Here is a 13,464-nt window from a genome sequence, read left to right as displayed (position 1 = left end):
CAGTGCACAATTCACAATGAAGGAATTTTTTTCTACACTGGCGTTACGAAAAAATTGTAAAATAGTAAAAGCAAAGCGGGGCTAATACTTAGCCTCGCTTTGCTTTTATTATAAAATATAATTAAAGATTTTTCGTAGAGCAGCAGAGAAAAATCCTCATTAATTGTGCATTGTGAATTCAAAAAACCGACTTTCGTAGTCTTTTACATAAACTCCTCTATCAGCTTTTCTGCATCTTTAGGCTCCCAAACTCTATCCACTAGAGCTCCTCCGTCCTTTAACACTGGATGCATATCATGATAGGTTGGTTTCCCTAGCTCCTTATATATTACACCTGCTGGTATACCTTCATCGCCAAACTCCTGTGCTTTTATAAATGCCGCAGCTTTATCTGTTGGATCATAGGACTCATCAAGATAATATACTCTATCTTTATACCATTTGAAGGTATTCACCTTATTAAAAGTAACACAAGGCTGTAATATATCTATTAAAGCATATCCTCTGTGATTTATAGCCTCTTTTAATATTTCTACTAATCTATCCTTATCTCCCGAAAAAGCTCTGGCTACAAAGGATGCACCTAGGCTTATAGCTAGTGCTATGGGGTTTAAAGGATACACATGAACTCCTTCAAATTGCATACTTGTTTTTTGACCAAGCGCTGTAGTAGGAGAGCCCTGCCCTTTAGTTAATCCATAAATCTGATTATCATGAACAAGCTGTACTATATCCACATTTCTTCTTATATTATGAAGAAAATGATTTCCACCCTCACCATAAGCGTCTCCATCTCCTCCTGTTACTATTACCTTTAAATCCTTATTTACCATTTTAATAGCTTGAGCTGGAGGTAATGCTCTTCCATGTAGTCCATTAAATCCATTAGCTCTTATATAATGAGGAGTTTTAGCCGCTTGACCAATACCTGAAACCATCATTAACTGTTCTGGCTTTATTTCTAATTCTGCTGCTGCTTTCTTTATAGCATCTAAGATGGAGAAATTACCGCATCCTGGGCACCATGCATTTTCATCATTGGTATTATATAATTTTAGATCTAACATTTATAGCACCTCACTTTTTACTCTTTCATATATTTCTACAGGAGTTATCTGTTTTCCGTCATATTTTAATATGATCTTATCCATGAGAATTCCAGTTTCCTGTGTTATTAACTTGCCTAATTGTCCTGTATAATTTTGCTCTATATTAACTACATATTTAGCTTCTTTTGAGTATTTATTTAATAACTGCTTAGGTAGAGGATATATGTCCCCAAAGCTTAGCGCTCCTACACTTACATCTTCCTTATTAAGCATATCTACCGCTTCCTTCAAGGCTCCATAGGTTGAACCCCATCCTAGTAGAAGTATCTCTGGCTTTTCCACTCCAAAATACTCTGGTTCTAAAAGCTCCTCTTTTAATAATTCAAGCTTGCCCATTCTCTTTTCCATCATTTGATTTCTCACTTCACCTGATTCAGTTATGTGAGCATATTCAGTGTGTTCATCGCTATCTACAAGAACAACCTGTCCCTCTACTTTTCCTGGTATTAATCTTGGTGAAATTCCATTAGGGGTTAGCTTGTATCTCTTATACTCTTCTCCGTCTTCTATAGTCTCTGCACCTGATATATATCTTTCAATTTTTAGATCCTCTAGCTTAAATTTAGGTAGTGTTAAATTAGAATCTGCCAAGTACTGATCAGTTAATATAATTACCACCATTTGATATTTATCGGCTATATTTAAAGCTCTAAAAGTTTGATAGAAAGCATCCTCTGCATTTCTTACCCCAATAACCATTCTTGGGAACTCACCGTGAGAGGCTGTTAAAATAAAGCTTAAATCACTTTGCTCAGTTCTTGTAGGTAGTCCTGTGGCTGGACCTGGTCTTTGAGAATCTATAACTACTAGAGGAGTTTCAGTTATTCCTGCTAGACCAAGAGCTTCCACCATTAATGAGAATCCTCCACCGGAAGAACCAGTCATAGCTCTTGCCCCAGCATAGGATGCACCTATAGCTGCATTAATAGCAGCTACCTCATCTTCAGCTTGGTCTACTACCATACCTACCTCTACCTGCTTTTTAGCAAGATAAGTCATTACACTGGTAGCTGGAGTCATAGGATATGCTGAGTAGAAGGATAATCCTCCTGTTATAGCTCCTAAAGCTATAGCGTTATTACCATTTATCATAACTAAATTTTTTGCCTTACCTTCTATAAGATTAAATTTACCTTCTATTAATTCATAGCCTTTATTAAAAGCATCAAGATTAATTTTTCTAATTTCTTCAGTGAATTTTTTTGGTATTACCTCTTCTACGCCTTCTTTTGCTACTCCAAAATGTTTAATCACAGCGCCGGCAGCTACAGTACCAAAGGCTCTGCTTAAGCCAACTTCTTTAGCTGTTTTCATAAGAGGCAGTTTATTGATTCTTTCATCTTCTGCTTCTATACTTTCATCCACAATAATAATTCCTTCTGGCTTTAATCTTTCCTTATGAAGCTCCACTGTAGCTTTATCTAAAGCAACTATTAAATCCAAATCAGGATGGTGAGCATATATAGGTTCCTCTCCAAACCTTACTTGAGTAAAGTTATGTCCTCCTCTTACTCTTGACATGTAGTCCTTATTAGAAAAAACATAAAAACCTTTTTTCTTTAAAAACTTTTCAAGGAAATCACTTATAGTGTCCATACCTTGACCTGCTGTTCCACCAATCAATATATTAAAATTCAATTAAAAACACCTCACTTTGTAATGTTTAAAAATAAAAAATATAAAAAAATATTTTTTACAATATTATTGTATTCCATTTTGTTATTGATGTCAATTATCATTATCATTTAATAATAATTATTATATAATTGCATAAAAAAAGCTCGTGTTCTCTACGAGCTTTTTTATGTATATAGACACTTTTATAATATTTCTATATGTGCATCTAAAAATACCGCCTCAGTATTTGCTTCAATATAATCTAATACATTTTGTATTACGCTATTAGCGTGCTTAGTACTATTACTTACGCATGCTATTCCTATGACTATGCTTTGATGAAGATCTTGATCCTCTACTTCCGCTATGGATATATTAAATTTATGACTAGTCCTATCTACTATGCTTTTTACCACCATTCTTTTCTCCTTTAAAGAATGACACCAACCTGCATTTAGATAAATTTTTGCAGTACCTATTATCACAACCTCACCTCTTAAAACTCAATGTTTTTATAGCACAGTTCCCCTAAGGCATATTTAATTTCCCGTTCATATGAAGCTTCGCATAAAACCACAATGTAATCTCCAGCCTTTATTCTTACCTCTCCTTTTGGTATTATCTCCTTCTCCCCTCTTTTGATACTTACAATCAGACATTCTTTAGGCCATTGAATTTCTTTTACTCTTTTACCATCAAGTATAGATTCTAAATTAACGGCTAATTCTATTAAAGTTTTACACTGTTCTTCCTCATCATTTTTACATGCACCTTTGCTTTTCATTCTCTCTAATAAAACTTCATATATTGGCTTAGATTTTAAAGCATCTACAGTGGTATATGCTGCTTTAATCCCCTTTCTACTTCACGATATATTTCCTAGGCGATATATCATAAATATTGATTATACATGTAAAATTGTAAATGCATATTATCAAAAAGTAAAACCTGCTATGTTTTAATGTGACCACAAATAAAAGCATGAAGTTATAATACTTTAGCATTATAACTTCATGCTTAATTTTATAGATACATTTCTTCTATATTTTTTTGCAACTCATCATTTTCAATGTATTCATCATAGGTCATTTGCTTATCAACCAATGCCTTAGGCGTAATTTCTATTATTCTATTAGCTATGGTTTCAATAAATTGATGATCGTGAGAAGTGAACAGCATAGTACCACTAAATTTAATTAACCCATTGTTTAAAGCGGTGATGGATTCCAAATCTAAGTGGTTAGTAGGATCGTCAAATATTAAAAAGTTAGCAGAGCTTAGCATCATTTTTGAAAGCATACATCTAACCTTCTCTCCTCCTGAAAGTACATTGACCGTTTTTAAAGCCTCTTCTCCTGAGAATAACATTCTTCCTAAGAACCCTCTTATAAAGCTCTCAGATTTTTCTTCTGAGAACTGACGTAGCCAATCTACTAGAGTTAAATCAGAGCCCTCAAAGTACTGAGAATTGTCCTTAGGGAAGTAGGAATTAGTTATGGTTATTCCCCACTTAAATTCTCCGCTATCGGGTTCTAGCTCCCCAGTGATAATCTTGAAAAGCGTAGTATAGGAAATCTCATTTCTTCCTACGAAAGCAATTTTATCACCTTTATTTACAGTAAAGCTAACATTGTCTAACACTTTTACTCCATCTATAGTTTTTGTCAAACCTTCTACTCTTAATATATCATTACCTGCTTCTCTCTCTGGCTTAAAGCCTACGAAAGGATATCTTCTTGAAGAAGGCTTTATATCATCTAGAGTGATTTTATCTAATTGCTTTTTACGAGAAGTGGCCTGCTTTGCCTTAGAAGCATTAGAGCTAAATCTTGCGATAAAGTCCTGAAGCTCCTTAATTTTTTCTTCCTTCTTTTTATTTTGATCCTTTGACATTTGAAGAGCTAATTGGCTGGATTCATACCAGAAATCGTAATTTCCTACATATAATTGTATTTTTTCAAAATCAATATCCACAATTTGAGTACAAACTTTATTTAAAAAGTGTCTATCATGAGAAACTACAATAACTGTGTTAGGAAAATCTATTAAAAATTCCTCTAGCCATCTCTTGGATCTTATATCTAAGTGGTTAGTAGGCTCGTCTAGTAAAAGTATGTGCGGTCTTCCAAATAGAGCCTGCGCTAAAAGTACTCTAACCTTTTCAGCTCCAGAGAGTTCTCTCATGGTTTTATCATGCAACTCTTTTAAAATACCTAATCCTGTTAGCAGCATTTCAGCCTCTGTTTCTGCTTCCCATCCATTTAAGTCAGCAAATTCTCCTTCTAACTCTGCTGCCTTTATTCCATCTTCATCAGAAAAGTCAGCTTTAGCATATAGAGCATCCTTTTCCTTCATGATAGAATACAATCTCTCATGTCCCATAATTACTGTATCTAATACTCTAAAATCATCAAACTGGAAATGATCTTGTTTTAAAACTGCTATTCTCTCTCCTGGAGTTAATATCACTTCTCCAGTGTTTGCCTCTATTTCCCCTGATAATATCTTTAGAAAAGTGGACTTACCAGCACCATTTGCACCTATCACTCCATAGCAGTTACCAGGTGTAAATTTTATATTTACGTCCTCAAAAAGCTTTCTTCCTCCGTATCTTAACCCTACATTTTGAACTGTTATCATTTTTCTTATTTCCTCCATATCCTTTGTCGAAACTCCGCAATATTATATCATATTTTAAAATAAATATAAACTATTATATATTAACTTAAATGGTTTATAAAAAAGAAAGCAACCTTTCATTTTTTGTTAAATAATATGAGATTAATTTCATATAAATTAAACTTTTTTTCGAATTTGAAAGAAAAATATCTATAAATTTGAAAAATAACATGATATAATTAATTACATGAAAAATCGCAACATAATTAATATTTCTAATATTGAATATTATTCAATATTAATTATTTTAGATGCAATCTAAACGATTACATCTAAAAGATATATTCTATCTTATTCACTTAGTCTAAAATATTTCACATATATTTTAGTACATGCATTGCATCAAGATTGTTACTTATAACTTGTGCAATGTATATTTTCAAAGAATAAAGGGGGAAATAAAAAAATGGAAGAGAAAAAAGGTTTATCAACCACTGCCTACGGCGGCGTTAATGGTGATGACTACATCCCTTACGTGCCTGTAGAAAAAGCAATGCCTGAGCTTACCTTAGTTTCTATCCTAATAGGATGCTTCTTTGCCATAGTTTTTGGAGCTGCCAACACCTATTTAGGATTAAAGGTAGGTATGACAATTGCTGCTGGTATTCCAGCCGCCATACTATCCACTACCTTTTTAAAAGGTATTTTTAAACGCAATAATATTTTAGAAGCTAATATGATACAATCCATGTCATCCATGGGTGAATCTCTAGCTGGCGGACTTATATTTATTATTCCTGCAGTTATAGTCTTAGGAATGGACTTAAAGCTTACTACAATTATTGCAGTAGGAGTTTTAGGTGGACTTCTAGGTATTTTATTTGTTATCCCTATAAGAAGATATTTAACTGTAGAAGAACATGGAAAATTGATCTATCCTGAATCTATGGCTACTGCGGAAGTGCTTGTAAATAGCAGTGCTGGCGGAAGTGGATTTAAAAACATGATGATGGGTGTTGCTGGAGGAGGCTTTTATAAATTATTATCCGGCGGCTTTATGCTATGGGGTGAATCACCAACTTGGGCCATCAAAGGTCTTCCTGGTTCTGTTTTTGGTATTGACGCTGTAGCATCCCTAGTGGGTGTTGGCTATATAGTTGGTATTGAAATTGCATCTTATATGTTTGCTGGTGCTTTAGTTGCAAGCTTTGGTCTAGCTCCGCTAATCAAATATATTGGAGCTAATTCCAGTGTAGCACTATTCCCTGCTACGAAGCTTATTGCTGAAATGTCACCAGGCGAAATATCAAAGTTCTATATTAAATATATAGGTGCTGGAGCTGTGGCTGCTGGTGGAGCCATAAGCATTATAAAATCTATGCCTACTATAGTTAAGTCCTTTAAAGCAGCTTTAGGTGGAATTGGTGCAAAAGCTAAGGCTAATGCTTCACATTCCAGAGATACAGATCTTCCAATAACTTGGGTTGTAGGCGGAGCTGTTCTGGTATTTGTTCTTTGTTGGATAATGCCAAGCATAGTAGCTACAGGACCACTTGGCGCAATTCTTGGTATAATATGTGCATTCTTCTTCGCAGTAGTTTCTGCTAGAATAGTTGGACTTATCGGAACTTCCAACAATCCTATTTCTGGTATGACCATAGCATCCTTATTAGTTATTGCTGGAGTTTTAAGGGCTTCCAATATAATTGGTAATGAAGGTATGTTAGCTGCTATTATTTCTGGTGCTATAGTTTGTGTTGCTACCGCTGTAGCTGGAGGAGTTGCTCAAGGGTTAAAAGTAAATTTTATAGTAGGAGGAACTCCTAAGAAGGTTCAAGTTGGTATGTTTATTGCTGTGGCAGCTTCAACTGCTTTTATCGGAATGATAATATTAATGCTTGCAAAGCAATATGGCATTGGTTCAGACCAAGTACCTGCCCCACAAGCTAACTTAATGGCTATGATAGTTAAAGGAGTTATGGAGGGACAACTTCCTTGGACCCTTGTAATCATAGGCATAGTATTAGGTGTAATGTGCGAGCTTATGAAGATTCCAGTGCTTCCTTTTGCCCTTGGATTATATCTTCCAATTAATCTAAGCTCTGGAGTTCTTATAGGTGGTATAATAAGAGTACTAGTTGATAAGAAATTTAAGAAAAATGAAGAACAGCTTAAAGTTCAAACTGAAAAAGGAGTACTTACTGCTTCTGGGTTGGTAGCTGGTGATGCATTAATGGGTATAGTTATAGCTGTTTTTGCATTCTTGGAAGTAAATATTGGTTTTGGTCCAAAGCTCCTAGGTGATACTTTAGCCAGCAGTCCTTGGCTATCTTCTGTATTCTTAGCTATATTAGTATTCTTATTCTATAGATACACAATAAAAGCTGATAAAGTAAAATAAGAGGAAGAGCTTTAGGCTCTTCCTTAAATTTAGGAGGCATATATGTCAGAAGAAAACCTAAAAGAAAAAAGTAGAGCACAGGCAAAAGGAGATAATTTTTTATTATATGTGCCTAAGAAAAAGCATATAGAATACGAGGTTCGAAACCATAGAGTTTTTCTTATATTCCATCATATAAAGCCCGTAGAAAAATTATTAAGGTGGTTAGTTAAAAAGCCTTATATAAGCGATGTAGAGTTAGATGAAATGGGCAGTGAGATATGGAAGCTCATAGATGGAAATAATTCTGTATATGAAATAGGGCAAAAATTATTCGAAAAATTTGGAAAGAAATGCGAACCTATTTATGATAGACTTATATTATATTTAAGATATTTAAATAAAAAAGGCTGGATAAGCTTTGAAAAGAAAAAATAAGGGGTTAAACCCCTTATTCCAACACTTCAAAGACATCTTTAGTTTCACCACAGATAGGACATAACCAATCTTCAGGTAAATCTTCAAAGGAAGTTCCAGCCTCTATTCCGTTTTGAACATCTCCTATCTCTGGATCATATATATAGCCGCACTCTACGCAAACATATTTTTTCAAGGTCTTCCCTCCTAGTTTAAACTAGTAATATATATAGAAAATACACTATATTAAAATACTAGTCAATAATATTTATTATTTAATATTATTTTTTAAAATACTCATCAATTATTTTTTCCGCTAACCTCTTTTGTATATTAGCAGTATTTATAAGGGACAACGCTGTGAGTAAAATCACCTCGTATTCCTTGCTTTTTTCATCTTCATTTTTTGCCATGGAATCTATAGCCTCATATTTATCTTTAACAAGCTTTTCATTTTTTTCAATATCTAAGGCTTTTATGTTTAAATAGTTTTTGTATAACTTTGAAACATCTATATCCTTATTACCTTCAATATCCTTTACTAATGGACTTACAAGGTACTTTATATCAGCAATAGATAAGCTCTGTTTAAGATTGTATATTAAAATCATAAGTATAATATGTTCTTTTGAATATTTTTTATTCTTTATGCTCATTAAAAGCTTATCCTTAGCATAATTATTGATCATAGTTTTGGTCAATATTTTATCCTCTGCACTTCGTTTATTGCCGCTTAAATTATTCTCAAATAAGGTAATTACCTGATCCATGTACAAATCTATACTAGGTATCTCTTCATACTCTATTTCCTCATCTAAATTTAAACTATTTAACAAATCTATTAGCAAATCAGAACTAAACTCCATAAAAATCTCCTTAAATTCTTGTATATTTTATACTTAGTTAGAAAAACTATATAATGTTATATTTATATTCTATATTTTAATATTAATAGCTATAGGCACAAAAATCAAGAAAAACAGAATATTACCCGTATTTTTCTTTAAAAATCAATTTTTTTGGAACTTTAAATATTTCAGATATAGTAATATAATTTTCATATAACATAACATAGTTTTAAAAACTACATATCATTATATTAAAATTATTAAAGAGGTGATTTTATGAATAAGTATTTCAGAGAACCTGTAAGCGGCTTCTCCCATCTTTTAGGTGCCTTAGTATCCTTAGTAGGGTTAGTAGCTCTAATTTTAAAGGCTTTGACTTTTAAAGAATATAAATATCTTTCTCTTACTTCTGCCATTATTTTTGGCTTAAGTTTAATTTTTTTATACACCGCTAGCTCTGTTTATCATTTGGTTAAATCCTCAGATGGAGTAATAAAGTTTTTAAGAAAATTAGACCATTCAATGATTTATGTCTTAATCGCTGGAACTTATACTCCTATTTGTCTTATATCTCTTAATGGTTATTGGCGTTGGAGTATATTCATATCCATATGGAGCTTAGCTCTTTTAGGCATTCTATTTAAAATGATATGGTTTAATGCACCACGTTGGCTCTCTACTGCCTTTTACCTCTTAATGGGATGGTTGGTGGTCATCGCTTTTTCTCCTTTATCTAAGGTGCTTCCAACCATGGGTATTACTTGGTTAGTATTAGGTGGTATCTTTTATACCATAGGTGGTATTATTTACGCATTAAAACTGCCAAACTTCAGTGTTAAATTTGGATTTCATGAGCTATTTCACATATTTGTGCTCTTTGGTAGCTTAAGCCACTTCCTATTAGTATATAATTACGTTATGTAAAAACATAAATTTTAGTCGTTTATGCAAAAATCATAATAAGTTTTCCTCAAAAAACTTATTATGATTTTTTATTTTTTTCAATCTCTTTTATAAAAAATATATACATGAGCAGTGCATCTATTCCCCATTGTAAAGCTGTAATCCACCATACTGCCGTTACGTTGAATTTTAGCTTGTATATGGTGTAATATATTAATGGTAATCTAATGATCCAAGCTGTAAAGGCAGATATATAAAATGGGGTTTTAGTATTTCTTAGTCCTTTTAAAGCACAAGCAAAAACGGAGGATATAGCAATGAAAGGTTGCTCTAAAGCACCAATTATTAGGCAGGCACTTGTTAAATTTATCAGTTCTTTTTCTTCTCTTCCTATATATATACCTACTAAAAACTTTGGAAATAATAAAAACAATAATGCTAAGGTACACATAATACCTGTAGCGGCTAGTGCATTGATAACTACTTGCTTTTTTATTTTTCTATAATCTGTTTTTCCACTATGATAAGCCACTAAAGATGTAGTTATTATCCCAATACCTATACCAGGCATTACTGAGAAAGCCTCAATATTATTAGCTATTTCATTAGCAGCATAGCCTAAGGTTCCACAATGCAAAATTATAGAACTGCCTATAAATCTGCTTAGGCTAAAGGCTATCTCTTCCATAGAAGAGGGAAAGGATAAAATTATGATTTTTTTCATATAACTAATATTAAACAAGCTATGAGTTTTGATTCTTTTATAATCTTCTAAATTACTTAAGGACAAAGTTGAATAGATAAATGCAACAAAATTAGCTACTATAGATGTAATACTAAAAATAATAAAGCCTAACTTTTGCATATTAAAACTAAAAATAAAAATTACATTCAAAAATAACTTGCAGATTCCAATTATTCCCACACTAAAAAAGGATTTTTTACTTTCTCCATAAGCTACTAACACTGAATTAGTTATCATAGTAAGCATTTGTATAATTATTAATATGCTGTTTATTTGCAATATCTTCTTACCAGTATCGTAGATTTCTTCTCTTGCTCCACTTAAATATAAAATCTTTCCTGAAAAAATTCTAATAAACATAAATAATATCAGACTTATTACAAAAGTTATTATAATAGCATTTCTTGAGTATTTTTTTGCTTCAATTATCTTTCCTTTTCCAAGCTTATTGGAGATTAAAGCTATAGTAGCTATAGAAATTCCCATGGATAATAGCACAGACACCATTATATTCATTATATTATTGCATAAGGCTAAAGAGCTTATTCCTATATTTCCTCCGAATTTGCCCATTAGAATCATATCTATGTTGGTAATTAATGTATATACCACCATCTCTGCCACTATAGGCCAGCTTAAATTAAAAGTCTCATTAAATCTTTGATCTTTTATCATATATAGTACCTTTCTGTGAAAAATACACCATACTTTGAAATTCATTCTTTATATATTTATGAAAGATATATGATAAAAATGAGATACTAAAATAAGAATGTTTTTTTAATTAGGAGGTTGGCTAAATGAAAAAATATAAGCTGCTTTTAAAACTACTTCTAATAATGTATTTTCTAACCTGTCCATATCAAAATATTATAGCTAAGGCTGAAAATGAAGGAAATAAAAATTTAAGCACCACAGAAGAAGCTAAAAATGCAGTAGAAAACATATATTTTGTAAGGTCTTCTGCTTTCATAGATGGAAATATAAAGACGTTAGAGTCCTATTATGATACTTCTCAAAATTTAGGAAAATGGTCTCTAGAACATGAGGTAAGAAGGATAAAATATTTAAACACATGGGCAAAAGAAAGAGGCATGAAATTTGATGAAGTAAGCTCTACTATAAAAGTAAGAAAAACTATAAATACAAAAGGTAGAATAAAATTTTTATTAGATGAATATTATAAATTTCAATATCATTACAAGGATGATGAAGCTAAAACACCTAATGTTTTTGGTGTTGGTATCATTCATAGTGTTGAACTTGCAAAAAAGAGTAGTAAATGGCTAATTTATAGTGATTGGTATACAGATTGTTTTGAAGATGCATTAAAAGCTTATACTGGTGACATAAAAGAAAATATAGCTATAGATGATAATTCTCCCCCCATATTTAATATTCCTAATTGCTATAAGTCACCAGAAGATCAGAAAAAGGCTTTTTCTTCAAAATTTAATCGCTTAAAGGCTGTGGAATATGCAGATAAATATTGTGGTATCCCCTGGGCTAGCGGTAATACTGAGAAGTATCCTAAAAAATATAAAAACTTTACTGGAGTTGGAGGAAACTGCACAAATTATGTTTCTCAATGTCTTGGAGATAAAGAGGGCGGAGGATTAAAAGCTGACTCTACTTGGTTCTATGTTCATTCTCCTTACAGTGGTGGAGCTGGAAGCAAGGCCTGGGTTAATGCGGATGGCTTTAAAAACTATTTAATTTATAGCGGTAGAGGAAGAGTGCTTAAAAGAGGAACCTTCAAAGATATAGTAAATACAAATTGTACGATTATTTCTCAATTAGAGCTAGGAGATTTAATATGCTATGCTAAGGGAAGGGATATAGATCACTTTGCTATTATTACTGGCTTTGATTCTAAAGGTTATCCTTTAATTAATTCTCATACTACAGACAGGTATCATGTGCCTTGGGATTTAGGTTGGGGTGACAAAAACATATACTTTCATATAATAAAAATGAGATAGAGCTGGTGATATAATGAAACTTTGTAAACACAAATTTTTTATTAAGCTAATATTAATCTTATGCTTGATAAGTTTCTTTACAGATATTAAAAGTCCTAAAGCCCAAGAAAATGATAAGGTGGTTTACTTAACCTTTGACGATGGTCCCCCTAGACTAATTACCAATAAAATTTTGGATGTATTAAAAGAGCATAATGTAAAAGCAACCTTTTTTATAGTAGGTAAAGAAATTCCTAGCAGGGAAGACATAGTTATGAGAATATATGATGAAGGTCATAGTATTGGTCTTCATACCTATAGTCATAATAGTAAAAAAATATATAGTAACATCGAAAATTTTGTAAATGAAATGTTTTTGACTCAAGAAAAAATTAAAGCCATTACAAACCATAGTTCCTATATAATTAGATTTCCCTGGGGGACTAATAATCCTTATAGAAAATTAACACCAGAATTTTTAATGGAGCTCCATTCTAACAACTTTAAAATATATGATTGGAATGTGGATATAAAAGACGGCCTAAGTCCTGATCTTTCCCCTCAGCAATTTTTAAATAACTCTAAAAAAATTAAAGGTAACTATAATGGAATAATCATATTGATGCATTGTAACTCTAACAACAGAAATACTGTAAAAGCCCTCCCAAGTATTATAAAATACTATAGGGATTTAGGCTATGAATTTAAAGCAATTACACCTGATACTGAAGAATATTATCATCTCCATAGAAAAAAATAAAAATTAAAAATAAGTAAAAATGCGCTTCAGCCTAGAATATCTAAAATTTTCTTCTAGGTTGAAGCGTATTTTAACCATGTCATTTTAATTCTCCTAAAGCTTTAA

At 32.2% G+C, this 13,464-nt stretch carries 13 protein-coding genes; 5 read left to right on the top strand and 8 right to left on the bottom strand.

Annotated elements, in window-relative coordinates:
* Positions 1 to 203: 203 nt before the first annotated feature.
* The 5 genes from BN2665_RS22440 to BN2665_RS22420 all read right to left on the bottom strand — a co-directional run bounded on the left by BN2665_RS22440 (position 204) and on the right by BN2665_RS22420 (position 5,366).
* Positions 204 to 1,067 (bottom strand): 2-oxoacid:ferredoxin oxidoreductase subunit beta, encoded by an 864-nt coding sequence (locus BN2665_RS22440; RefSeq protein WP_055669324.1) that lies wholly within the window; start codon positions 1,065 to 1,067, stop codon positions 204 to 206.
* On the bottom strand, positions 1,068 to 2,747 hold the full coding sequence (locus BN2665_RS22435) for a 2-oxoacid:acceptor oxidoreductase subunit alpha (protein WP_055669323.1): 1,680 nt from the start codon (positions 2,745 to 2,747) through the stop codon (positions 1,068 to 1,070).
* Positions 2,748 to 2,929: 182 nt separating this feature from the next.
* Positions 2,930 to 3,211 carry a DUF503 domain-containing protein gene (locus tag BN2665_RS22430; RefSeq protein WP_055669322.1) on the bottom strand — a complete coding sequence of 94 codons (282 nt, stop codon included), beginning with the start codon at positions 3,209 to 3,211 and terminating at the stop codon, positions 2,930 to 2,932.
* Between the two features lie 11 nt (positions 3,212 to 3,222).
* Positions 3,223 to 3,510 carry a TrkA C-terminal domain-containing protein gene (locus tag BN2665_RS22425; RefSeq protein WP_055669321.1) on the bottom strand — a complete coding sequence of 96 codons (288 nt, stop codon included), beginning with the start codon at positions 3,508 to 3,510 and terminating at the stop codon, positions 3,223 to 3,225.
* A gap of 239 nt (positions 3,511 to 3,749) precedes the next feature.
* On the bottom strand, positions 3,750 to 5,366 hold the full coding sequence (locus BN2665_RS22420; protein ID WP_055669320.1) for an ABC-F family ATP-binding cassette domain-containing protein: 1,617 nt from the start codon (positions 5,364 to 5,366) through the stop codon (positions 3,750 to 3,752).
* Between the two features lie 445 nt (positions 5,367 to 5,811).
* On the opposite strand from BN2665_RS22420, the gene BN2665_RS22415 reads away from it, so the two are divergent.
* Together BN2665_RS22415 and BN2665_RS22410 are read left to right on the top strand one after the other, a co-directional pair.
* Positions 5,812 to 7,746 (top strand): OPT family oligopeptide transporter, encoded by a 1,935-nt coding sequence (locus BN2665_RS22415; RefSeq protein WP_055669319.1) that lies wholly within the window; start codon positions 5,812 to 5,814, stop codon positions 7,744 to 7,746.
* Between the two features lie 42 nt (positions 7,747 to 7,788).
* Entirely contained in the window at positions 7,789 to 8,163 is a 375-nt protein-coding gene (locus tag BN2665_RS22410; protein WP_055669318.1) for a PqqD family protein, read from the top strand.
* A gap of 13 nt (positions 8,164 to 8,176) precedes the next feature.
* On the opposite strand, the gene rd is transcribed toward BN2665_RS22410, so the two are convergent.
* Positions 8,177 to 8,338, bottom strand: coding sequence for a rubredoxin (gene rd, locus BN2665_RS26540; RefSeq protein WP_074042388.1), 162 nt, complete (start codon positions 8,336 to 8,338; stop codon positions 8,177 to 8,179).
* An 85-nt stretch (positions 8,339 to 8,423) separates the two neighbouring features.
* The gene (locus BN2665_RS22405) at positions 8,424 to 9,008 is read right to left on the bottom strand and encodes a DUF1836 domain-containing protein (protein ID WP_055669317.1); all 585 of its coding nucleotides are present in this window, start codon (positions 9,006 to 9,008) and stop codon (positions 8,424 to 8,426) included.
* A gap of 258 nt (positions 9,009 to 9,266) precedes the next feature.
* Between BN2665_RS22405 and trhA the strand changes: the two genes are divergently transcribed.
* Entirely contained in the window at positions 9,267 to 9,914 is a 648-nt protein-coding gene (gene trhA / locus BN2665_RS22400) for a PAQR family membrane homeostasis protein TrhA (RefSeq protein ID WP_055669316.1), read from the top strand.
* Positions 9,915 to 9,972: 58 nt separating this feature from the next.
* On the opposite strand, the gene BN2665_RS22395 is transcribed toward trhA, so the two are convergent.
* The gene (locus BN2665_RS22395) at positions 9,973 to 11,313 is read right to left on the bottom strand and encodes an MATE family efflux transporter (RefSeq protein WP_055669315.1); all 1,341 of its coding nucleotides are present in this window, start codon (positions 11,311 to 11,313) and stop codon (positions 9,973 to 9,975) included.
* Between the two features lie 125 nt (positions 11,314 to 11,438).
* On the opposite strand from BN2665_RS22395, the gene BN2665_RS22390 reads away from it, so the two are divergent.
* On the top strand, positions 11,439 to 12,620 hold the full coding sequence (locus BN2665_RS22390) for an amidase domain-containing protein (protein ID WP_055669314.1): 1,182 nt from the start codon (positions 11,439 to 11,441) through the stop codon (positions 12,618 to 12,620).
* 13 nt (positions 12,621 to 12,633) lie between these two features.
* Positions 12,634 to 13,359, top strand: a complete 726-nt coding sequence (locus tag BN2665_RS22385; RefSeq protein ID WP_055669313.1) for a polysaccharide deacetylase family protein — start codon at positions 12,634 to 12,636, stop codon at positions 13,357 to 13,359.
* Positions 13,360 to 13,464 lie beyond the last annotated feature (105 nt).

Origin of the sequence: Desnuesiella massiliensis (genome assembly GCF_001403615.1) — a bacterium.
GTDB lineage: Bacteria > Bacillota > Clostridia > Clostridiales > Clostridiaceae > Desnuesiella > Desnuesiella massiliensis.
This window is presented reverse-complemented; position numbering and strand designations above follow the sequence as displayed.

Coding starts and splice junctions, on each gene's coding strand:
- BN2665_RS22440 (WP_055669324.1), bottom strand. CDS start 1,067: ATGTTAGATCTAAAATTATATAATACCAATGATGAAAATGCATGGTGC.
- BN2665_RS22425 (WP_055669321.1), bottom strand. CDS start 3,510: ATGAAAAGCAAAGGTGCATGTAAAAATGATGAGGAAGAACAGTGTAAA.
- BN2665_RS22420 (WP_055669320.1), bottom strand. CDS start 5,366: ATGATAACAGTTCAAAATGTAGGGTTAAGATACGGAGGAAGAAAGCTT.
- BN2665_RS22415 (WP_055669319.1), top strand. CDS start 5,812: ATGGAAGAGAAAAAAGGTTTATCAACCACTGCCTACGGCGGCGTTAAT.
- BN2665_RS22410 (WP_055669318.1), top strand. CDS start 7,789: ATGTCAGAAGAAAACCTAAAAGAAAAAAGTAGAGCACAGGCAAAAGGA.
- BN2665_RS22405 (WP_055669317.1), bottom strand. CDS start 9,008: ATGGAGTTTAGTTCTGATTTGCTAATAGATTTGTTAAATAGTTTAAAT.
- trhA (WP_055669316.1), top strand. CDS start 9,267: ATGAATAAGTATTTCAGAGAACCTGTAAGCGGCTTCTCCCATCTTTTA.
- BN2665_RS22395 (WP_055669315.1), bottom strand. CDS start 11,313: ATGATAAAAGATCAAAGATTTAATGAGACTTTTAATTTAAGCTGGCCT.
- BN2665_RS22390 (WP_055669314.1), top strand. CDS start 11,439: ATGAAAAAATATAAGCTGCTTTTAAAACTACTTCTAATAATGTATTTT.
- BN2665_RS22385 (WP_055669313.1), top strand. CDS start 12,634: ATGAAACTTTGTAAACACAAATTTTTTATTAAGCTAATATTAATCTTA.